Raw genomic sequence first — 20,162 nt, forward strand, 5'->3', positions numbered from 1 at the left:
TGTCTTAGCGATGGAGATAAACAAATGGGCAAAAAATTACAGCGCCCGGTCATTATTACCGGCGGCGGACGTCGCATCGGCCTGGCGCTGGCGCACCACATCCTGGCGCAAAAAATTCCCGTGCTGGTAAGCTACCGAACGCGTTATGAGGCTATCGACGTGCTGGCCCAACGCGGCGCCGTTTGCATCGCGGCCGATTTTTCCAGCTTACTTTCGCTGAGGACGTTAAAGCGCGCTGCGATGGTCTGCGCGCGCTTTTGCACAACGCCAGCCACTGGCAGGCGGAAACCCCGTCAACGCCGCTTAGCGACACGCTGCGCGCTATGCTGCAAATTCACGTTCATGCGCCTTATCTGTTGAATCATCATCTGGCGTCGCTGCTGCGCGGCTACGGCCATGCGGCATCCGATATTATTCACTTTACTGATTATGTTGTTGAGCGCGGCAGCGATAAGCATATCGCCTACGCTGCCAGTAAAGCGGCGCTGGATAACCTTACGCGCTCATTTGCCCGCAAGCTGGCGCCGGAGGTGAAGGTAAACGCGATTGCACCCGCGCTGATTCTGTTCAATGAAAGCGACGACGCGGCATATCGCCAGAAAGCGCTGAACAAGTCGCTCATGAAAATAGCGCCGGGCGAGAAAGAAATACTCGACCTGGTGGACTATCTGCTGACCAGCCGTTTTGTGACAGGCCGCACTTTCGCCGTAGACGGAGGAAGACCGCTGCGCTGACAGGCTTTCAAGCTCAGTACGCAACAATTAAAGGCTTACCCTCTCAATAATGAAAGCCAGCGTTATTTTTTCTACCGACAGGTATGTCACGCCATCGACCGCCCTGCGGTTTTGCTGGCTGACGTTCCCGCGCACGCTGGCGGCGTGTGTTATGTTGTGCTATAACCAATAGCATGTTGTAACTATTTTTATTGATATCAGTAAATGTATGAACCGCTATGAACTGAGCAAACATCTCACCGATACCTTCAGAACGCTTGAGCAGGCGCTACAGACGCTGTGCGCTACGCTGGAGACGTGTCGCCTGCTGGCCGCCCGCGTTTTTGAACTGCCGCCTGTGGAAAAAGGTCAAGAACATCTTGCGCTGAAAAGCATCACCGTTACGCAGCATACCGGTAAAGCGGCGGCCGGGATGGCGCTGCGCCACTTTACGCAACTTTTTATCCAACAGCAGTCAGAAAAACGCAGCAGTAAGGCCGCGGTACGCCTGCCCGGCGCGCTGTGCTATGAAGCCGAAGCGTTGCAGCAGCAGACCATTCGCGAGCAAATTAGTCAAATCAACAGGCTAAAAGCAACGCTGGAGAAAATAATTACCGTTGAGTCCGCCTTACCCGCCGGGCAGCGTTTTGAATGGGTTCACCGTCACCTGCCGGGGCTGATAACGCTCAACGCTTACCGGCAGCTAACCCTGCTTGACGGTCCAGGCACGCTGCGCTTTGGCTGGGCCAATAAGCAAATTATTAAAAACTTAACCCGCAAGGAAGTACTGGACATGCTGCAAAAAAGCCTGGACGCCCCGCGCGCTGCGCCGCCGTTTAGCCGGGATGCGTGGATTGCAAAGCTCAACGCAGAATATAACACGATTGCCGCGCTGCCCGAGCATGCGCGGCTGAAAATCAAACGCCCGGTAAAAGTGCAGCCCATTGCCCGCGCCTGGTATCCGGCAAGCCAGCGTCAGGTGCAGCACGCCTGCCCGTCACCGCTGATTACGCTGACTCTGCCCGGTGGCGCAGTACCGGAGATTGGCGATTTGCCCCACTACGATGCGGATACTATTCGCCACCGCCATCTGCCGCTGGCACAGCCGCTCACGCTGCTGATTCCCCGGCTACATTTGTGGCTTTCGCCGCACGCCAGCTAACGGCGAGGGCAAACGTAATTCCACTAACAGAAGCGGCCATAGCCCTTTTACGATTTGTTCCCGGTCATCGCCTCAGGCCTGACCCATTCATCAAACTCCTGCCCGGTAAGGTACCCCAGCGCCAGCGCCGAAGCCTTAAGCGTAAGGCCTTCTTTATGGGCCTTTTTCGCAATATCGGCCGCCCTGTCGTAACCGATATGGGGATTGAGCGCGGTAACCAGCATCAGCGACTCATTGAGCAGTTTGTCGATGCGCGCGCGGTTTGGCTCAATGCCCTCCACGCAGTGTTCATTAAAACTTACCATGCCGTCGGCCAGCAACCGTACCGATTGCAGAAAGTTATGAATCACCATTGGGCGAAACACGTTAAGTTCAAAATTGCCGGACGCGCCCCCGATGTTAATGGCTACGTCGTTTCCCATCACCTGGCAGCACAACATGGTCAGCGCTTCACACTGCGTCGGGTTGACCTTACCCGGCATAATGGAGCTGCCCGGTTCGTTTTCCGGAATGTGGATTTCACCGATACCGCAGCGCGGCCCGCAAGCCAGCCAGCGCACATCGTTGGCGATTTTCATTAACGACGCCGCCAGCCCCTTCAGCGTGCCGTGGCTCTGTACCAGCGCATCGCAGCCGGCCAGCGCTTCGAATTTATTGGGCGCCGTTACAAAAGGCAGCCCCGTGAGCTGCGCCAGCGTCTGCGCCACGCGTTCGGCATATTCAGGATGTGTGTTTAAGCCGGTTCCCACGGCCGTGCCGCCAAGCGCCAGTTCCTCAAGATGCGCAAGGCTGCTTTCAATATGTTGACGGCTGTGGGACAACATAGCGGCCCAGCCGGAAATTTCCTGCCCCAGCGTCAGCGGCGTGGCATCCTGCAAATGCGTACGGCCAATTTTAACAATGTCTGCAAAAGCCGCGGATTTAGCCTTCAGCGTTTGAGTCAGGGTCGCCAGCGCCGGCAACAGCGCGTGATGGATCGCCGTCAGCGCTGCTACGTGCATTGCTGTCGGAAACACATCATTAGAGCTTTGACTTTTGTTTACGTCGTCATTAGGGTGTACCCGACGCGCCATACCGCGCTCACCGCCCAACAGTTCACTGGCGCGATTCGCCAGCACTTCATTCATGTTCATATTGGTCTGCGTACCGGAACCGGTTTGCCATATCGCCAGCGGGAACTCATCAGCGTGTTTACCTGCCAGCACTTCGTCGGCCGCCTGAATAATGGCGTTGCCGCGTGCGGTATCAAGCAGGCCCAGCGCTATATTTACCATTGCCGAGGCGCGTTTAGTCTGGGCCAGCGCGTGAATCAACGCGACAGGCATTTTCTCCGTTGAAATACGAAAGTGTTCCAGCGATCGCTGCGTCTGCGCGCCCCAAAGCCGCGCCTGCGGCACATTAATGCTGCCCATAGAGTCTTTTTCACTGCGGCTGGCCGCCATAACTCGCTCCTTTGCAAGGTACAGAAAAGCATAGCGATGAGTATGGCGTATCGCGGGCGCGTAGTTTGGCGCTTCGTGTGGTAGCGCTGAAAACGCGCCCGCGCGAGCGGGCGCGACGTTTATTTCACACAGCCCTTACACTGCGCGTCCTGAATCTGTCCGAAGAAATCGTTGCCTTTATCATCTACCAGAATGAACGCGGGGAAATCCTCAACCTCGATTTTCCAGATAGCTTCCATCCCCAGTTCAGGATAAGCCACACATTCAAGGTGACGAATACTCTGCTGCGCCAGCACCGCTGCCGGGCCGCCGATGCTGCCGAGGTAAAAACCGCCGTATTTACGGCAGGCATCGGTTACCTGCTGGCTGCGGTTTCCTTTGGCGAGCATAACAAGGCTGCCGCCATTGGCCTGGAGCAGATCGACATAGGAATCCATGCGCCCGGCAGTCGTTGGCCCCAGCGAACCGGAAGCGTAGCCTTGCGGCGTTTTAGCCGGGCCTGCATAGTAGACTGGATGATCTTTAATGTACTGCGGCAGCGGTTCGCCGTTGTCAAGCAGCGCTTTAAGCTTCGCATGGGCGATATCGCGCGCTACGATAATTGTGCCGTTGAGCGACAGGCGGGTTGAAACCGGATATTGCGACAGCAGCTTGCGTATCTCATCCATCGGGCGGTTGAGATTAACCCGCACGACTTCACCTTCGCCGGCCTGGCGCAGCGCGTCCGGGATGTACTGCCCCGGGTTGTGCTCCAGTTTTTCGATCCATATCCCGTCGCGGTTAATTTTGGCTTTAATATTGCGGTCTGCAGAACAGGATACGCCCATGCCCACCGGGCAGGAAGCGCCGTGACGCGGCAGACGCACAACACGGATATCGTGCGCAAAATATTTGCCGCCGAACTGCGCGCCCAGGCCGAGATTGCGCGCTTCTTCCAGCAATTCCGCCTCCAGCGTCAGGTCACGGAACGCCTGTCCATGCTCGTTGCCCTCCGTCGGCAAGCCGTCATAATATTTTGTAGAGGCCAGTTTGACGGTTTTAAGCGTTGCTTCTGCTGACGTGCCGCCAACAACAAACGCAATATGGTATGGCGGGCAGGCCGCCGTACCGAGCGTGCGCATCTTTTCCACCAGGTAATTTTTCAGCTTGCCCGGCGTCAGCAGCGCGCGGGTTTCCTGGTAAAGGTAAGTTTTATTTGCTGAACCGCCGCCTTTGGCAATACACAAAAATTTATATTCCGCGCCGTCAACGCTGTACAGGTCAATTTGCGCAGGCAGATTAGTGCCCGTATTCACCTCGTTGTACATATCCAGCGCGGCATTTTGCGAATAGCGCAGGTTATCTGTGATATACGTGTTATACACCCCACGCGACAGCGCTTCTTCGTCGCCGCCGCCGGTCCACACCCGCTGCCCTTTTTTACCGATGATAATGGCCGTGCCGGTATCCTGGCAGGTGGGCAGAACGCCTTTTGAGGCGATATCAGCGTTACGCAGAAACTGAAGCGCGACATAGCGATCGTTATCGCTGGCTTCAGGGTCGTCGAGAATAGCGGCAACCTGTTTCTGATGAGCGGATCGCAGCATAAATGAAGCGTCATGAAAGGCCTGCTGCGCCAGCAGCGTCAGGCCCCGGGGATCGACTTTTAGCACATTCTGCCCTTCAAACGTCGACTCACTGACGTAATCCGACGTTAGCAGGTAGTATTCGGTGTCATCTTTCTGGAGCGGAAAAGGCTCGCGATACTGGAAGGGTTTGTTCGACATTTTTCTCTCACTTGCAACTTCAGCGGCGTGGAATCCATTTCTGATGCGGTATAACGTCTGTTCGTACCACTCATGATGGCGGCAAATATGTTATACATTTTTTTAACAAAAAATGAGACTGGTACGACTTTTTACGCTTCAGGGTTACTTCAGGCAACAGAATTGGTTTAATAGAGCCAGTTTATTCTCCCTCTTACAAGGCATTGTTCATGCAGAAATTAATCAACTCAGTGCAACATTATGCCTGGGGCAGCAAAACCGCGCTGACCCAGCTATACGGCATTCAGAATCCGGATAATTTACCTATGGCGGAACTGTGGATGGGCGCCCATCCGAAAAGCAGCTCCTGCGTAACGATGGCTGACGGCAGACAGCGCGCTCTGCGCGACATTATTGATGAAAATCCGCGTGCGGCGTTGGGGCAGCCGGTTGCCGGGCGCTTTGGCGAACTCCCCTTTTTATTTAAAGTGCTGTGCGCCGACCAACCGCTGTCAATTCAGGTACATCCTGATAAAAAATCGTCAGAAACGGGTTTCGCCCGGGAAAACGCCGCGGGTATTGCGCTGAACGCCGCTGAACGAAACTACAAAGATCCCAACCACAAGCCGGAACTGGTCTTCGCGCTCACACCGTTTCTGGCAATGAACGCCTTTCGCGAATTCTCTGACATCGTATCATTGCTGCAACCCGTCGCAGGCGCGCATCCGGCCATTGCCCACTTTCTGACAAAGCCGGATGCCGACGGCCTGCGCGCGTTATTCGCCGCTCTGCTTAATATGCAGGGCGAGGAGAAAAAACGCGCGCTGGCGGTGCTTGGCGCTGAACTGGACAAACAGCAGGGCGAACCGTGGCAAACTATCCGCCTTATCAGCGCGTTCTATCCACACGATAGCGGCCTGTTCTCACCGCTGTTGCTTAATGTTGTGAAGCTGGCGCCGGGTGAGGCAATGTTTCTGTTTGCCGAAACGCCGCATGCCTATTTACAGGGCGTGGCGCTGGAGGTCATGGCCAACTCCGATAATGTGCTGCGCGCCGGGCTGACGCCTAAATATATTGATATTCCTGAATTAATCGCCAACGTGCAATTTACGCCGAAACCGGCCGACCAGCTATTGACCCGGCCTGTGCGGCACGGCGCGACGCTGAACTTCCCGATACCGGTTGACGACTTTGCTTTCTCGCTTCACGCGCTCGGCAGCCAGGCGACTGAACTGGCGCAGAACAGCGCAGCTATTGTGTTTTGTATTGAAGGCGAGGCCGTACTGGTAAAAGGCGACGAACGTCTGATATTAAAGCCTGGCGAGTCGGTATTTATTCCTGCCAGCGACGGCGCTGTACGGGTCAGCGGCGTAGGCCGCATCGCCCGCGTCTATAACGCGCTTTGATTAACTTTTGCGGCGGCTAGCGAGCCAGCCGTCGCACAATCGTTCTTTTCTTCTGTATTTACCTTACTGCATAATCACTTACTGATTTTTCCGTCGGCTGTTGCTAAGCTTTTCGCGCAAGCCAATACTTCAATATCGGGTGGGATAGCCCGGTTTAACTGGAAATCAATACTATGAAGAAATCTCTGGTTGCTGTAGGCGTTATCGTGGCGCTGGGCGTGGCCTGGACAGGCGCCGCCTGGTTTACAGGCAAACAGTTGGAACAGCGCATTGAAGATGCTGTTAGCGAAGCTAACAGACAAATTAAGGCGACAGCCCCGGATGCTGGCCTGACGCTGGAGTATGCAAATTACCAGCGTCACGTTTTCAGCAGCCGGTTACAGATTATTGCTAAACCCGATACCGGCGCGCAGAGTAGCTGGCTTAAGCCCGGACAGAGCGTGGTGCTGGACGAAACCGTCGATCACGGTCCATTTCCCTTTGCGCAGTTGAAAAAGTTCACGCTAATCCCGTCAATGGCTTCCGTGCATACGCAACTGGCGCAAAATGAAACGACCAAAGCGCTGTTTGAAATGGCGAAGGGCCAGTCCCTTATTAATATTGACACCCGCGTCGGCTACAGCGGCGCCACGTCTTCTGATATCGCCCTGCGCCCGCTGGAATACAGCAAAGGCAAAGATAAAATGGCCTTCAGCGGCGGCAACTTTACCGCCAACGTTGACAGCAAGGGCAACCACCTCACGCTAAAAGGCGAGGCCGACAGCGGCCTGGTTTCTATGCCAAACGAATACGGCCAGCAGGTGCTGGTAACGTTCAACGGGCTGAAAACCGACGGTGAAACCGAGGTCAGCGCCTTCCAGGAGCGCACCGGTAGCCAAAAACTGAGCCTCGAAAAGCTGTCGCTGGCGGTGGAAGGTAAAGAAATGGCGCAGTTACAGGGGCTTAAGATCAACGCCCAGTCGGCGCCTGACGCCGACGGTAAGCACCTGAACGGCGAGATCAATTACACGCTTGATTCACTGCGTATGCAAAATCAGGATATGGGCCAGGGCGCGCTGACGCTGAAAGTCAGCAAGCTGGACGGCGCGGCAGCGCATCAATTCAGCCAACGGTATAATGACAGCCTCCAGGCGCTAAAGGCCCAACCTGGCATCACAGACGATCCGCAGCTATATCAGGAAAAAGCAATCGATGCTTTCTTCACCAACCTGCCGTTGCTGCTTAAGGGCGAACCGGTCGTCACCGTCGCGCCGCTGAGCTGGAAAAACAGCAAAGGTGAAGGTTCGCTTACCCTGTCGCTGTTCCTTAAAGAACCGGCGGCTCGCAACCCCGGCTCTGCTATAAAATCTCTTGACGGCAAGCTGACTATCCCGCTGGCCATGGCCACTGAGCTGATGACGCAGGTTGCGAAAATCGAAGGCTACCAGCAGGATGAAGCCAACAAACTGGCAAGCCAGCAGGTAAAAGGTATTGCGGCGATGGGCCAGATGTTCCGCCTGACGACTGTCGAAAACGACGCCATCAGCACCAGCCTCCAGTACAGCGGCGGTATGGCGACCCTTAACGGACAGCAGTTGCCGCTGGAACAACTGTTGGGCATATTCGGCCTGACGCCGCCTGACAACGACGCGCAGCCGGAAGAAGCGCCAGAACCCCCGTTCCTTTCGCCACAACCGTAACGCACGCAGGCGGCCCGCTTGCCGGGCCGCTGAGACTGCTGACAAACCCCATCCTGTCGCAGACAGGATGGATGAAATACAATAAAAAATAAGGAAAATCAAAGCATTGATTTTCGCCTAATGACTACAAAGAAGGAAAAACCCCGTTTTTTCCTTCTTTGTCAACAGCCTGGGCGGCCCGCTTGCCGGGCCGCTGCTAACCTTTATGCGCCACCAGCCNGCTTGCCGGGCCGCTGCTAACCTTTATGCGCCACCAGCCGCGCGGGCACAATAAAGCTGTTGGCCGTATCCTGCTCTGTCGGCTCTGCGCGTAAAATTCGCTGCGCTACGCTGCGCCCGATTTCTCTGGCAGGCGTCGTCACCCAGGTTACCGGCACATCGTCCAGCATCATTTCAGGTACGTCGGCAAACGCCGCCAGCGCAATCCGGCTGTCATAATAGCTGTCAAGACTGTCTTCCCCGCTTTGCCGCCCGGCGCGCAGCAGCCCAAACCACGCCCCCATCGCCACGGTGCTGTTATGGCACACCACGGCGGTAATTGTGGGGTTACGGCGTAACAAACTCACCACCGCTTCCGCCGCCCGGCGCTGAGTGGATTCGCATTCAATAATCCAGTGGCTGTGAAACGGCAAACCGTACTGTAACAGCGTGGCGCAAAAACCGCCCAGCCGCTCGGCGCGGGCAAGCGACGCGCTGTGACCGCCCAGCCAGGCAATGCGTTGGTGCCCTTTGTTAATCAAATACTCCGTCGCCAGCCTCGCCGCCTGCTGGTTATCCGGGCGCACAACCGCCACCTCATCAGGGTGACTGTCCCGGGAGGCAAACAACAACGTTACGCCGCTCTGCGCTGCGCGCTCACGCAGCGCCACTCCCCGGCCGCTTACGCCTGCGATAATAATGCCGTCCACGCCCTGCGCTAACAGGGTATCCACACAGCGTTGAAGACGCTCGCCGCCGTTCCCTTCCTGCAACAGCATCAGCATGCGCCCGTTTTGTTCCAGTTCTTCAGCCAGCCCGGCGGTCAGTTCAGCGTAAAAGGGGTGACATAAATTATGCACAATCACGCCGATTCTCCCGCTATGGCCGCCACGCAACGCTACCGCCTGCTGGTTTCGCACAAATCCCAGTTTTTCAACTGCCGCATTGACACGTTCGCCCGTGGCGCTGGAGATGCGCCCTTTACCGCTTAGCACCAGCGAGACTGTACTGACTGACACGCCGGCAGCCAGGGCTACATCATTTATGGTGACTCGTTTTACCAGTGACATCGCCCTCTCTTCCTGGTTATCAAAAACGCGTTTCGTGATGGGTAAAACGTTTTATCTATCCGGGGTCAACAGATCTGTTAACACCGTCAAATTACCGGGAATAACGCATAAAAAAATCAGGTAAATCGTTTTATCCTCCGCTGCGTACACTTTTCTCACCTGTGCAGGGAGCCGTATATATGTCGGTGAAAACATCACAAAAAATCACGCTCTGGGAGTTTTTCCAGAGCCTGGGCAAAACGTTTATGCTGCCGGTAGCGCTGCTGTCATTTTGCGGCATTATGATGGGCATCGGCAGTTCGCTAAGCAGCCGCGACGTTATTACCCTGTTGCCGTTTTTAGGCAACCCAGTTTTGCAACTGCTGTTTACGTGGATGAGCAAAGTCGGCTCCTTCGCTTTTAGCTTCCTGCCGGTAATGTTTTGTATCGCTATTCCGCTGGGGCTGGCGCGCGAGAATAAAGGCGTGGCGGCTTTCTCTGGCTTTGTCGGCTATGCGGTAATGAATCTGGCGATTAATTTCTGGCTCACCGCGAAAGGCATCCTGCCGACCACGGATATCAGCATTCTGAAGGCGAATAACATCCAGAATATCCTCGGCATACAGTCTATCGACACCGGCATACTCGGCGCGGTCATGGCGGGCATTATCGTGTTTGCGTTGCATGAGCGCTTCCATACTATCCGCCTGCCGGACGCGCTGGCATTTTTTGGCGGCACGCGGTTTGTGCCAATTATCACTCTGCTGACGCTGGGCGTATTCGGACTGATTATTCCGCTGGTATGGCCATTCTTCGCCACGGGCATCACAGGGCTGGGCCGCATTATTAACAGCGCAGGCGACTTTGGGCCGATGATTTTCGGCACCGGCGAACGGCTATTGTTGCCCTTTGGCCTGCATCATATTCTGGTGGCGTTGATTCGCTTTACCGATGCGGGCGGCACGCTTGACGTCTGCGGCCATTCAGTCAGCGGCGCGCTGACCATTTTCCAGGCGCAGCTAAGCTGCCCGGACACCCGGGGCTTCGCAGAAAGCGCGACCCGCTTTCTGTCTCAGGGTAAAATGCCTGCATTCCTCGGCGGCCTGCCCGGTGCCGCTCTGGCCATGTATCACTGCGCGCGTCCTGAAAACCGCCACAAAATTAAGGGGCTGCTGATTTCCGGCGTGGTGGCCTGCGTGGTGGGCGGCACCACTGAACCACTGGAGTTCCTGTTCCTGTTTGTCGCACCCGCGCTGTATGTGGTTCACGCGCTGCTAACCGGTCTGGGTTTCAGCATAATGGCAATACTCGGGGTAACTATCGGTAATACGGACGGCAATATTATCGATTTTGTGGTATTCGGCATGCTGCACGGGCTGGCCACGAAATGGTATATGGTGCCGCTCGCGGCCGCTCTCTGGTTCAGCGCTTATTACGCTATCTTCCGCTTCGCCATTACACGCTTTAATATCAAAACGCCGGGGCGCGACAGTGAGCAAACAAGCCAGGTAGAGAAAACACTGAGCGGCGCTATCGGCAAATCCGGCTATAACGTACCGGCGATTCTGGCGGCGTTAGGCGGTGCTGACAACATAATCAGTCTCGATAACTGCATCACCCGTCTACGCCTGTCGGTAAAGGATATGTCACAGGTTAACGGCGACGCGCTCAAAGCGCTGCGCGCTATCGGCGTGGTGCAGCTTAACCAACACAGCCTGCAGGTGGTTATTGGCCCTCAGGTTCAGTCGGTCAAGGATGAAATGGACATGCTGATGAACAGCGTACAGGCGTAGTTTTCTTCCCCCCTGCGCGCAGGGGGGCGATATCTCAGAGGTATTATGTTCGATTTTTCTCACCCCACAGACCGCCACGGTACCTGGTGTACCCAGTGGGACTACGTTGCCGATCGCTTCGGCGCCCCCGATTTACTTCCTTTCACTATCTCCGATATGGATTTCCCAACCGCCCCTTGCGTGCTCAGCGCGCTGACCGCCCGCCTGAGTCATGGCGTATTGGGCTACAGCCGCTGGCAGAACCCGGAATTCAGCGGCGCGATCGCCCACTGGTTTAGCAGCCGTTTTGACACACAGATTGATGAGCAACAACTGGTCTACGGCCCGTCGGTTATCTATATCATCTCTCAGTTAATTCGCCAGTGGAGCAGCCCGGGCGACGAGGTGCTGGTACATACTCCGGCCTATGATGCATTCTATAAGACTGTCAACGGTAATCAACGCCTGACGCTGGCCGCGCCGCTGCAGCAGGTCGATGGCGACTGGCAGTGCGATATGACGCAGCTTGAATCGCTACTGGCGCGCCCGCGGTGTACGCTAATGCTGTTATGCAGCCCGCATAACCCAAGCGGGAAGGTCTGGACCCGCACCGAACTGGAACAGATGGCGCAGTTGTGCGAGCGCCACGGCGTGAGCGTTATCAGCGACGAAATTCACATGGACATGACCTGGGGAAATTACCGCCATACGCCGTGGTCACAAACCGGTCGCGGCCGCTGGGCGCTGGTGACGTCCGCATCCAAAAGCTTCAACATACCGGCGCTTACCGGCGCCTATGGTCTGATTCACCGCAGCGACGACAAAGCGCGCTATCTCAACGCCCTGAAGGAGCAGGACGGGCTGTCATCACCGGCCGTACTGGCGCTGACGGCGCACATTGCCGCCTATCGCAATGGCGCGCCCTGGCTGGATGCGCTACGGGAATACCTGAGCGCAAATCTGGTCTATGTCGAGGAGGCGCTCAACGCAGCCTTTCCGGCGCTTAACTGGCGCGCGCCGCAGTCTACTTACCTGGCATGGATAGATCTGCGCCCGCTGGGCATTGACGACCGCGCCCTGCAAAATACATTAATAGCCGATCAGAAAGTCGCGATTATGCCCGGTTACACTTACGGAGAAGAAGGCAAAGGCTTTGTGCGCCTTAATGTCGGTTGCCCGCGCGTGAAGCTACAAGACGGCATGCAGCGCCTGATAGCCGGTATTCATTCAGTACGTGCCGCACAGCAGATTTAGCGGCACAAATCATTACGTTTCTTTGACGAGCGCCAGGATAAGTAGCAATACAAAAAGACTGTGTCAGGCATTATCGCTTTCGAGGTTTACAGCCTCAGTCATAATGCCAACACCATTTACCGACATACCTGCCAGATATGTCGGTTTTTTTAACCCGTAAAAAATAAAAAGCCAGCCCGAAGGCTGGCGAATGAGGCGGCTAACTTATTGCGCGGTGTGGAATATTCCCGGCTAACAGTCGTGACAGGCACAACCGAATGCCGTTTACCTTACGGCAAACATCACCCGCAAATCCATATTACGTAATTGTTTTTCCGATGAACGCAACCACGTCTGACAGCAGTGCTTGCATGAGACACTGGACAGACCGGGTTGACTCTGGCGCGCCCGCGATGGCGCAATTGCAGTGAAACAAAATGAAATGTTTATGCACTTCATACTGACCACAAGCGGCAATATAGCAACTCAAATGCAATATTTCTACGGGTTTTGCGAATAAATTACCGCTACCTGACGCCTGGAAAGATCAAACTTACAGGGATAAACTCTGCCAAAAAGGTATTTTCATCTTATTCATCACTTTTTAAGTTTTGCATAACCACTGCATAGCATGACGCGCATAACTTCTGCTCTGACGCAAATCGACGCCCTTTTAAGTCAAAGTAAAACCAACAATAGACAAATCCGACAATACCCGGACTGACAGGAAGATTTATAATGGGCTGCACGTTAACTAAAAAGAGTGCGACCATGATCGATAAATCCCTGCCTTTAACCGACCTGCACCGCCACCTTGATGGCAACATACGCGCGCAGACTATTCTCGACCTTGGCCGTCAGTTTAACGTCAAACTCCCCGCCGATTCGCTGCAGGCGCTGCGTCCTTACGTTCAGGTGACTGAAAACCAGCCCGATCTGCTGCGTTTTCTCACAAAACTCGACTGGGGGGTGAAAGTACTGGGTTCACTGGAGGCCTGCCGCCGCGTGGCGCTGGAAAATATGGAAGACGCAGCCCGCCAGGGTCTGCACTACGTCGAATTACGCTTTTCCCCACGCTATATGGGCATGACCCACAGCCTGCCCATTGCCGGCGTCGTAGAGGCCGTTATTGATGGCGTGCGTCAGGGGATGCGCGATTACGGCGTCCAGGCGCGGCTTATCGGCATCCTTAGCCGCACCTTCGGCGAAGCGGCCTGCGAAGCCGAACTGAACGGGCTTCTGGCCCATCGCAACAGCATTACCGCGCTGGATCTGGCCGGTGATGAGACCGGCTTTCCCGGCAGCCTGTTTCTGAATCACTTTAATCGCGCCCGCGACGCGGGCTGGCGCATTACCGTACATGCCGGCGAAGCTGCCGGGCCGGAAAGCATCTGGCAGGCAATCCGCGAGCTGGGCGCCGAGCGTATCGGCCACGGCATAAAAGCGGCGGAGGATGAAAAGTTGATGGACTTTTTAGCCGAACAGGCTATCGGTATTGAGTCCTGCCTGACGTCAAATATTCAGACCAGCGCCGTAAACGCGCTGGCCGACCATCCGCTGGCAATGTTCCTTGATCGCGGTATACTGGCGACGCTCAATTCCGACGATCCCGCCGTTCAGGGCGTAGATATCGTACACGAATATACCGTTGCCGCGCCGCGTGCGGGGCTAAGCGCCGCGCATATTCGCACGGCGCAGGAAAACGGGCTAAAAATCGCTTTTCTGTCGGACGCGGAAAAACATGCGCTGTGCGAAAGCGTCCGCGTCGCATAGCCCTCTGCCGCCCGTCAGCCCACGGGCGGCTTTTCCTTCACGCTCCGGCGGGCATAGCGCTGTGCCAATACGGCACATACCATTAGTTGAATCTGGTGGAAAATCATCAGCGGCAGCAGCATCATTCCCACGGCGCCGGCCGGGAACAGTACATTAGCCATCGGCACGCCATTGGCGAGGCTCTTTTTGGATCCACAAAAAACAATCGTGATTTCCTCAGCCGTGTTAAATCCCAGCAGCCGCGACGCACAGGTATTCACGATCAACACAATCGTCAGCAGCGCCAGCGAAATACCCACAACCCACAGCAGGGATACGCCGGTTACCTGACGCCAGATCCCCTCCACCACCGCCTCACTAAAGGCGACGTAGACCACCAGCAGAATCGACGAACGATCGGTAAGGTTAATCAGTTTCTTGTGTTTATCCACCCAACGTCCCGTCAAAGGGCGTGACAGGTGGCCGGCAATAAACGGCGCCATCAGTTGCAGAATAATTTTGCCGATAGCGTGCAGCGTGTCCGTGCCGCCTTCCTGTGTTTGCATCAAAGCGCCCACCAGCACCGGCGAGAGGAAGATCCCTAAAATGCTCGACGCCGAAGCGCTACACACTGCGGCGGCAACATTCCCGCCTGCAACAGACGTAAAGGCAATAGCCGATTGCACTGTAGCAGGCAGCGCGCATAAATAGAGAAACCCCATGAACAGCGGCGGCGGCAATATTGTCGGCGGGATGAACGCCATCGCCAACCCAAGCAGCGGAAACAGCGCGAAGGTGCTTAAAAACACAACCAGATGAAGCCGCCAGTGTCCGGCGCCGGCCACTATCGCCTCCCGCGACAGTTTTGCGCCGTGCATAAAAAACAGCAGCGCAATGGCGGCCGTGGTCAGGTACTCAAACCCGGTTTTTACCACGCCTTTTGCAGGCAGCAGCGAGGCTGCCGCCACTACCGCAAACAGCATAAGCAAAAAATTATCAATTTTCAGACGTTGCAGCCATCCCATGCCCGGCTTCCTGTTTGGCCGTTAACGAGCCACATAAAAAAAAGAAAAAGGCCCGCCGCGCGAGCCAAATACGGCTATGCGCCAGTCATCAGGTCAGATTCAGCGCCGCGCGATGTTTTGCCGACTCAATTCCCAGTTCGATAAGTTCCATTACGCGAATCGCCTGACTGGCAGGAACCGGGTTTTCCGCATGGCCGTTAAGCGCATCGCGCACGCCTGCGTAATAGGCCGGATAGTTTCCCGGCTGCGTCAAAAGCGGTTGCTCTGAGAAAACGTCGCCCTGCGCCAGGGTCAGTATACCGTCGCGCATATCATAACCCCACCCTTCCTGCGGCGGGCGCTCGCCTGCCTTCAGGCGGTCTTCCTGCGGGTCAAGGCCGTACTTCACGTAGCTACCTCGCGTACCGTGTACGATATAGCGCGCCGATTCCGCCGCCGCCAGCATACTGGCATGCAACACTACCCGGTGTTGCGGGTAATGAAGCGTAGCGTGGAAATAATCGGTAGTCTGCGCGCCAGGGCGTAGTTGAGCCAGATCGACGCAAAGGCTAACCGGCTGGCCGAACAACGCCAGCGCCTGATCCACCAGATGCGGCCCCAAATCATACCAGATGCCGCTGCCCACGCCCGCCTGCTCTCGCCAGCGGTTACGCACCTGGGGGCGAAAGCGATCAAAGTGCGATTCAAAATAAACGACTTCTCCCAACGTTCCTTCACTCAACAACCCTTTTAGCGTCAGGAAATCACTGTCCCAGCGGCGGTTGTGAAACACAGACAGCACGCGTCCACGGCTTCTGGCAAGCGCATCCAGCTCACGCGCCTGTGACAACGTCACGGTAAAAGGCTTATCTACGATAACGTGTTTCCCTGCTTCCAGCGCCGCTTTGGCCAGTGGGAAATGAGTATCATTCGGTGTGGGAATGATAATTAAATCCAGCGTCGGATCGCTAAACAGCGCTACGGGGTTGGGGACCACCGGCACCGCAGGCCAGTCAGCCTGCACTTTGGCGGCATCGCTGCTGAAAATCGCCGCCAGCGTCATACCCGGCGTGCCCGCGATGAGCGGTGCATGGAATGTTTTGCTGGCATACCCATAACCGATGATGCCTACACGGATAGTGTCGCTCATTACTTTTCCTCTCATGATTTCACCCCGACGAGTATTCACCATACCCTCGCTCAGCGTACTACGCAAAGTCGGCAAATCTATCCTGGCGCACAGACAGGAATAATGACGCAAAGAAAAGTCTTATTTATCTTTTTTTTCAGTTAATTAGCTATATACCTGCCACTATTGCATTTATTATTTGCATGGACTTTTTATCTGCATTTTTTGTTTTAAAAACAGGTTTTTTTATGACGGTTCTGGACTATTTATTAAAATTTCGAAAGGTCAATACGCTGGAGAGCCTCGAAAAACTGTTCGATCGCCTTAATTATTCACTCACCAATACAAACGACATCATCAATATGTATCGCGCAGCCGATCACCGGCGTGCCGAGTTAGTGTCCGGCGGACGGCTGTTTGACCCCGGTCAGGTGCCGAAATCAATTTGGCGCTATGTGCAATAGCGCACGCCGCAGGTTTAAACACGCCGCCAGTTTACTTATACTCCCCCGGCCCGGCCACTGTTGGCCGGTTGTTTCACTTTCCGGAGGAATAATGTCCACCACGCAACCGCTGCGTATTGGCGGCTGGCTATTCGTCGCGCTCGCCTGGTTATTAATGACGTTGCTAAGCACGACCATCGCGCTTTCGCTGTTCGGCATGGCGCTGTTTAACGCCCAGGCGCATGCAGCACTGAGCCTGCAACCGGCTTCCCGGATTATTATGTGGTATCTTTCGCTCTTTTGCGCGCTGGCTATGTGGTGCTATACCCTGTGGCTGTGTATGGCATTTTTCCAGCGCCGCAACACGGTCAGAAAACACTACATTTTGTGGCTACTGATTTGTGTTCTGCTGGCGATAAAATCATTTGCCTTCACGCCGGTTAACGATGATATCGCGCTTCGCCAACTGCTCTTTCCGCTGCTGGCTGCCGCCCTGCTGGCGCCCTATTTCCGCTACTCTTCGCGCGTAAAAGCCACGTTTATAAACCCCTAAGCCCGCAGCAAAGCTACGGTTGTCGCCAGCGTACACATAACCGATAATAGGCGGCTTTTTTATTTCGGATCGAGTGCATGTCAGACTATTTGCTTTTGTTTATCGCAACCGTACTGGTCAATAACTTCGTACTGGTGAAGTTTCTTGGCCTTTGCCCTTTTATGGGGGTATCGAAAAAACTGGAAACAGCTATCGGAATGGGGCTTGCTACCACGTTTGTTATGACGCTTGCGACTGTCTTTTCCTGGCTTATTGACCATCTGATCCTGGTGCCGCTGTCGCTTGTCTACCTGCGTACAATGTCGTTTATTCTGGTCATCGCCGTGGTCGTGCAGTTCACTGAGATGGTGGTACGTAAAACCAGCCCGGCGCTTTATCGCCTGTTGGGGATTTTCCTGCCGCTGATTACCACAAACTGCGCCGTACTCGGCGTGGCGCTGTTAAGCATTAATTTTAATCATACTTTTTTGCAATCCGCCCTGTATGGCTTTTCCGCCGCGGTAGGTTTCTCGCTGGTGATGGTGCTGTTCGCCTCAATTCGTGAACGCCTTGTTGTGGCTGATGTGCCCGCGCCATTTAAAGGCAACGCCATCGCCCTGATTACCGCCGGTCTGATGTCGCTTGCCTTTATGGGCTTTAGCGGGTTGGTTAAATTCTGATGAACACGATTGTTATCGCCGTTACCGTTCTGACGCTGCTGTCGCTGCTGTTCGGCCTGCTGCTGGGCTACGCCTCGCGTCGCTTTGCAGTTGAAGACGATCCTATTGTTGATAAAATCGACGACCTGCTTCCCCAAAGCCAGTGCGGGCAATGCGGCTATCCCGGCTGTCGTCCCTACGCCGAAGCGGTAGGCAATAACGGTGAGCGTATCAACCGCTGCGCACCAGGCGGGGAAGCCGTCATGAACAAAATCGCTACGTTATTGAACGTTGACCCTCAACCCATCGGCGACGACGGTAGCTCTGCTGCGCCTGCGCGGCTGCTGGCGAAGATTGATGAAAACAATTGTATCGGCTGCACTAAATGTATCCAGGCCTGCCCGGTTGATGCTATCGTCGGCGCAACGCGCGCCATGCACACCGTTATCGCCGATTTATGCACTGGCTGCAATCTGTGCGTCGCCCCCTGTCCTACGCAGTGCATTACGCTACACCCAGTGGCGCCAACGCCCGATACCTGGAAGTGGGATTTGCAGACCATTCCCGTGCGCGTAATCCCGACGGAACACCATGTTTAAGATATTTTCCGCCTTCAGAAAAGAAAAACTGTGGGACTTTCATGGCGGCATCCATCCGCCGGAAATGAAAACGCAGTCTAACGGTACGCCGCTGCGCCAGGTTCCTCTTGCGCGGCGTTTTATCATCCCGCTCAGGCAACACCTCGGACCGCAAGGCGAACCGTGCGTCAGCGCAGGCGAACGCGTACTGCGCGGGCAGCCGCTGACCCGCGGCGGCGGGCGTATGCTGCCCATTCATGCCCCCACCTCCGGCGTCGTCGTCGCCATCGAGGCGCGCACAACCGCTCATCCGTCCGGGCTGGCGGAGCCGTGTGCGATTATTGAAGCAGACGGCGAAGATAGCTGGATTGCGCGCGAGCGCATAGAAGACTACTACAACCGCAGCCGCGAAGAGCTTATCGCGCGCATTCACAACTACGGCGTCGCCGGGCTGGGCGGGGCAGGTTTCCCTACCGGCGTCAAGCTAAAAGGCGGCGGGAACAATATTACCACCCTGATTATTAACGCCGCTGAATGCGAACCTTACATTACCGCAGACGATCGGTTGATGCAGGACTGCGCGGAACAGATTGTCGAAGGTATTCGTATCCTTACGTATATATTACAACCGCGTGAAACGCTAATCGGCATAGAAGATAATAAACCGCAGGCGATTGCCATGCTGCGCGCCGCGCTGGCCGACACACGCGATATTGTTCTGCGCGTTATCCCAACCAAATATCCCTCCGGCGGCGCAAAACAGCTAACGCAGATCCTCACCGGCAAACAGGTTCCGCACGGCGGGCGTTCATCAGACATCGGCGTACTGATGCAGAATGTCGGCACCGCGTTTGCTATCAAACGCGCTATCATCGACGGCGAGCCGCTGACCGAGCGCGTGGTAACGCTGACTGGTGAATCCATCGCCAGGCCGGGCAATGTCTGGGCGCGGCTGGGTACGCCAGTCAGTCATCTGCTTGATTTCGGCGGTTTCCATGCCAGTGAACAGCAGCGGGTGATTATGGGCGGCCCGCTGATGGGCTTTACGCTGCCAACGCTGAATGTGCCTGTGGTGAAAATCACTAACTGCCTGCTGGCCCCTTCCGCCAGCGAAATGGGCGACGCCTCGCAAGAGCAGGGCTGCATTCGCTGTAGCGCCTGCGCCGACGCCTGCCCTGCCGATCTGCTGCCGCAACAGCTTTACTGGTTCAGCAAAGGCCAGCAGCACGATAAGGCCGCAGCGCATAACCTGGACGACTGCATCGAGTGCGGCGCCTGCGCCTGGGTGTGCCCGAGCAATATTCCGCTGGTGCAATATTTCCGCCAGGAAAAAGCGGAAATTCGCGCTATTTTCGATGAAGCGACACGCGCCAGCGAAGCCAAAGCACGCTTTGAAGCGCGCCAGGCGCGCCTTGAGCGCGAAAAAGCCGCCCGCACGCGTCGTCACCAGCAGGCTGCGGTACAGCCAGGCACACAGGATCAGGACGCAATTCGGGCCGCGCTGGCGCGCGTGCGCGCTAAAAAAGCCAGCGCCGCAGATCCCGTTGAAATCATCCCTGGCGCACTACCCGATAATCAAGCCGTCATTGCGGCCCGCCAGGCGCGTAAAGCCCAGGCCAGAGCGTATCAGATCGAAGCAGACAAGTCCGCGCCCGACAAGCAACCT

General features: G+C 55.7%; 16 protein-coding genes and 1 pseudogene. 12 read left to right on the forward strand and 5 right to left on the reverse strand.

Going from position 1 to position 20,162, the window contains the following annotated elements:
- Positions 1–24: 24 nt before the first annotated feature.
- Positions 25–734: pseudogene (gene folM / locus JJB97_RS14305) on the forward strand (dihydromonapterin reductase).
- A 208-nt stretch (positions 735–942) separates the two neighbouring features.
- Positions 943–1,875 carry a DNA replication terminus site-binding protein gene (gene tus, locus JJB97_RS14310; protein ID WP_238714679.1) on the forward strand — a complete coding sequence of 311 codons (933 nt, stop codon included), beginning with the start codon at positions 943–945 and terminating at the stop codon, positions 1,873–1,875.
- A gap of 47 nt (positions 1,876–1,922) precedes the next feature.
- Here tus and fumC read toward each other — a convergent pair whose 3' ends face one another.
- Together fumC and fumA are read right to left on the reverse strand one after the other, a co-directional pair.
- Positions 1,923–3,317, reverse strand: coding sequence for a class II fumarate hydratase (gene fumC, locus JJB97_RS14315; RefSeq protein WP_238714680.1), 1,395 nt, complete (start codon positions 3,315–3,317; stop codon positions 1,923–1,925).
- Positions 3,318–3,436: 119 nt separating this feature from the next.
- Positions 3,437–5,083 (reverse strand): class I fumarate hydratase FumA, encoded by a 1,647-nt coding sequence (fumA, locus tag JJB97_RS14320; RefSeq protein WP_238714681.1) that lies wholly within the window; start codon positions 5,081–5,083, stop codon positions 3,437–3,439.
- A gap of 209 nt (positions 5,084–5,292) precedes the next feature.
- Between fumA and manA the strand changes: the two genes are divergently transcribed.
- Positions 5,293–6,468, forward strand: a complete 1,176-nt coding sequence (gene manA / locus JJB97_RS14325) for a mannose-6-phosphate isomerase (protein WP_238714682.1) — start codon at positions 5,293–5,295, stop codon at positions 6,466–6,468.
- Positions 6,469–6,641: 173 nt separating this feature from the next.
- A complete protein-coding gene (locus JJB97_RS14330; protein WP_238714683.1) occupies positions 6,642–8,147 on the forward strand; it encodes a YdgA family protein in 1,506 nt (501 codons plus the stop codon).
- 236 nt (positions 8,148–8,383) lie between these two features.
- On the opposite strand, the gene malI is transcribed toward JJB97_RS14330, so the two are convergent.
- Positions 8,384–9,415, reverse strand: a complete 1,032-nt coding sequence (malI, locus tag JJB97_RS14335; protein ID WP_238714684.1) for a Mal regulon transcriptional regulator MalI — start codon at positions 9,413–9,415, stop codon at positions 8,384–8,386.
- 179 nt (positions 9,416–9,594) lie between these two features.
- On the opposite strand from malI, the gene malX reads away from it, so the two are divergent.
- From malX to add, 3 genes are all read left to right on the forward strand, one after another.
- Positions 9,595–11,187, forward strand: coding sequence for a maltose/glucose-specific PTS transporter subunit IIBC (gene malX, locus JJB97_RS14340; protein ID WP_238714685.1), 1,593 nt, complete (start codon positions 9,595–9,597; stop codon positions 11,185–11,187).
- 45 nt (positions 11,188–11,232) lie between these two features.
- The gene (locus JJB97_RS14345) at positions 11,233–12,420 is read left to right on the forward strand and encodes a MalY/PatB family protein (RefSeq protein ID WP_238714686.1); all 1,188 of its coding nucleotides are present in this window, start codon (positions 11,233–11,235) and stop codon (positions 12,418–12,420) included.
- A gap of 750 nt (positions 12,421–13,170) precedes the next feature.
- On the forward strand, positions 13,171–14,172 hold the full coding sequence (gene add / locus JJB97_RS14350; protein WP_238714687.1) for an adenosine deaminase: 1,002 nt from the start codon (positions 13,171–13,173) through the stop codon (positions 14,170–14,172).
- A 14-nt stretch (positions 14,173–14,186) separates the two neighbouring features.
- Here the strand turns inward: add and JJB97_RS14355 are convergent, their stop codons facing one another.
- Positions 14,187–15,176 carry a bile acid:sodium symporter family protein gene (locus tag JJB97_RS14355; RefSeq protein WP_238714688.1) on the reverse strand — a complete coding sequence of 330 codons (990 nt, stop codon included), beginning with the start codon at positions 15,174–15,176 and terminating at the stop codon, positions 14,187–14,189.
- An 88-nt stretch (positions 15,177–15,264) separates the two neighbouring features.
- Positions 15,265–16,305, reverse strand: a complete 1,041-nt coding sequence (locus JJB97_RS14360; RefSeq protein WP_238714689.1) for an oxidoreductase — start codon at positions 16,303–16,305, stop codon at positions 15,265–15,267.
- 227 nt (positions 16,306–16,532) lie between these two features.
- Here JJB97_RS14360 and ydgT point away from each other — a divergent pair, with 227 nt between their 5' ends.
- The 5 genes from ydgT to rsxC all read left to right on the forward strand — a co-directional run.
- Entirely contained in the window at positions 16,533–16,748 is a 216-nt protein-coding gene (gene ydgT / locus JJB97_RS14365; RefSeq protein WP_238714690.1) for a transcription modulator YdgT, read from the forward strand.
- A gap of 91 nt (positions 16,749–16,839) precedes the next feature.
- A complete protein-coding gene (locus JJB97_RS14370) occupies positions 16,840–17,280 on the forward strand; it encodes a DUF2569 domain-containing protein (protein WP_238714691.1) in 441 nt (146 codons plus the stop codon).
- Between the two features lie 77 nt (positions 17,281–17,357).
- A complete protein-coding gene (gene rsxA, locus JJB97_RS14375; protein ID WP_238714692.1) occupies positions 17,358–17,939 on the forward strand; it encodes an electron transport complex subunit RsxA in 582 nt (193 codons plus the stop codon).
- Positions 17,939–18,517 (forward strand): electron transport complex subunit RsxB, encoded by a 579-nt coding sequence (gene rsxB / locus JJB97_RS14380; RefSeq protein ID WP_238714693.1) that lies wholly within the window; start codon positions 17,939–17,941, stop codon positions 18,515–18,517. Before rsxA ends, rsxB begins: the two co-directional genes overlap by 1 nt.
- Positions 18,510–20,162: electron transport complex subunit RsxC (gene rsxC, locus JJB97_RS14385; protein WP_238714694.1), on the forward strand; the 1,653-nt coding region annotated here is incomplete at its 3' end. The genes rsxB and rsxC, both read left to right, overlap by 8 nt.

Origin of the sequence: Tenebrionibacter intestinalis (genome assembly GCF_016632365.1) — a bacterium.
Lineage (GTDB): Bacteria > Pseudomonadota > Gammaproteobacteria > Enterobacterales > Enterobacteriaceae > Tenebrionibacter > Tenebrionibacter intestinalis.

Coding starts and splice junctions, on each gene's coding strand:
- tus (WP_238714679.1), top strand. CDS start 943: ATGAACCGCTATGAACTGAGCAAACATCTCACCGATACCTTCAGAACG.
- fumC (WP_238714680.1), bottom strand. CDS start 3,317: ATGGCGGCCAGCCGCAGTGAAAAAGACTCTATGGGCAGCATTAATGTG.
- add (WP_238714687.1), top strand. CDS start 13,171: ATGATCGATAAATCCCTGCCTTTAACCGACCTGCACCGCCACCTTGAT.
- JJB97_RS14360 (WP_238714689.1), bottom strand. CDS start 16,305: ATGAGCGACACTATCCGTGTAGGCATCATCGGTTATGGGTATGCCAGC.
- JJB97_RS14355 (WP_238714688.1), bottom strand. CDS start 15,176: ATGGGATGGCTGCAACGTCTGAAAATTGATAATTTTTTGCTTATGCTG.
- fumA (WP_238714681.1), bottom strand. CDS start 5,083: ATGTCGAACAAACCCTTCCAGTATCGCGAGCCTTTTCCGCTCCAGAAA.
- ydgT (WP_238714690.1), top strand. CDS start 16,533: ATGACGGTTCTGGACTATTTATTAAAATTTCGAAAGGTCAATACGCTG.
- rsxB (WP_238714693.1), top strand. CDS start 17,939: ATGAACACGATTGTTATCGCCGTTACCGTTCTGACGCTGCTGTCGCTG.
- JJB97_RS14330 (WP_238714683.1), top strand. CDS start 6,642: ATGAAGAAATCTCTGGTTGCTGTAGGCGTTATCGTGGCGCTGGGCGTG.
- malI (WP_238714684.1), bottom strand. CDS start 9,415: ATGTCACTGGTAAAACGAGTCACCATAAATGATGTAGCCCTGGCTGCC.
- malX (WP_238714685.1), top strand. CDS start 9,595: ATGTCGGTGAAAACATCACAAAAAATCACGCTCTGGGAGTTTTTCCAG.
- manA (WP_238714682.1), top strand. CDS start 5,293: ATGCAGAAATTAATCAACTCAGTGCAACATTATGCCTGGGGCAGCAAA.
- JJB97_RS14345 (WP_238714686.1), top strand. CDS start 11,233: ATGTTCGATTTTTCTCACCCCACAGACCGCCACGGTACCTGGTGTACC.
- rsxA (WP_238714692.1), top strand. CDS start 17,358: ATGTCAGACTATTTGCTTTTGTTTATCGCAACCGTACTGGTCAATAAC.
- JJB97_RS14370 (WP_238714691.1), top strand. CDS start 16,840: ATGTCCACCACGCAACCGCTGCGTATTGGCGGCTGGCTATTCGTCGCG.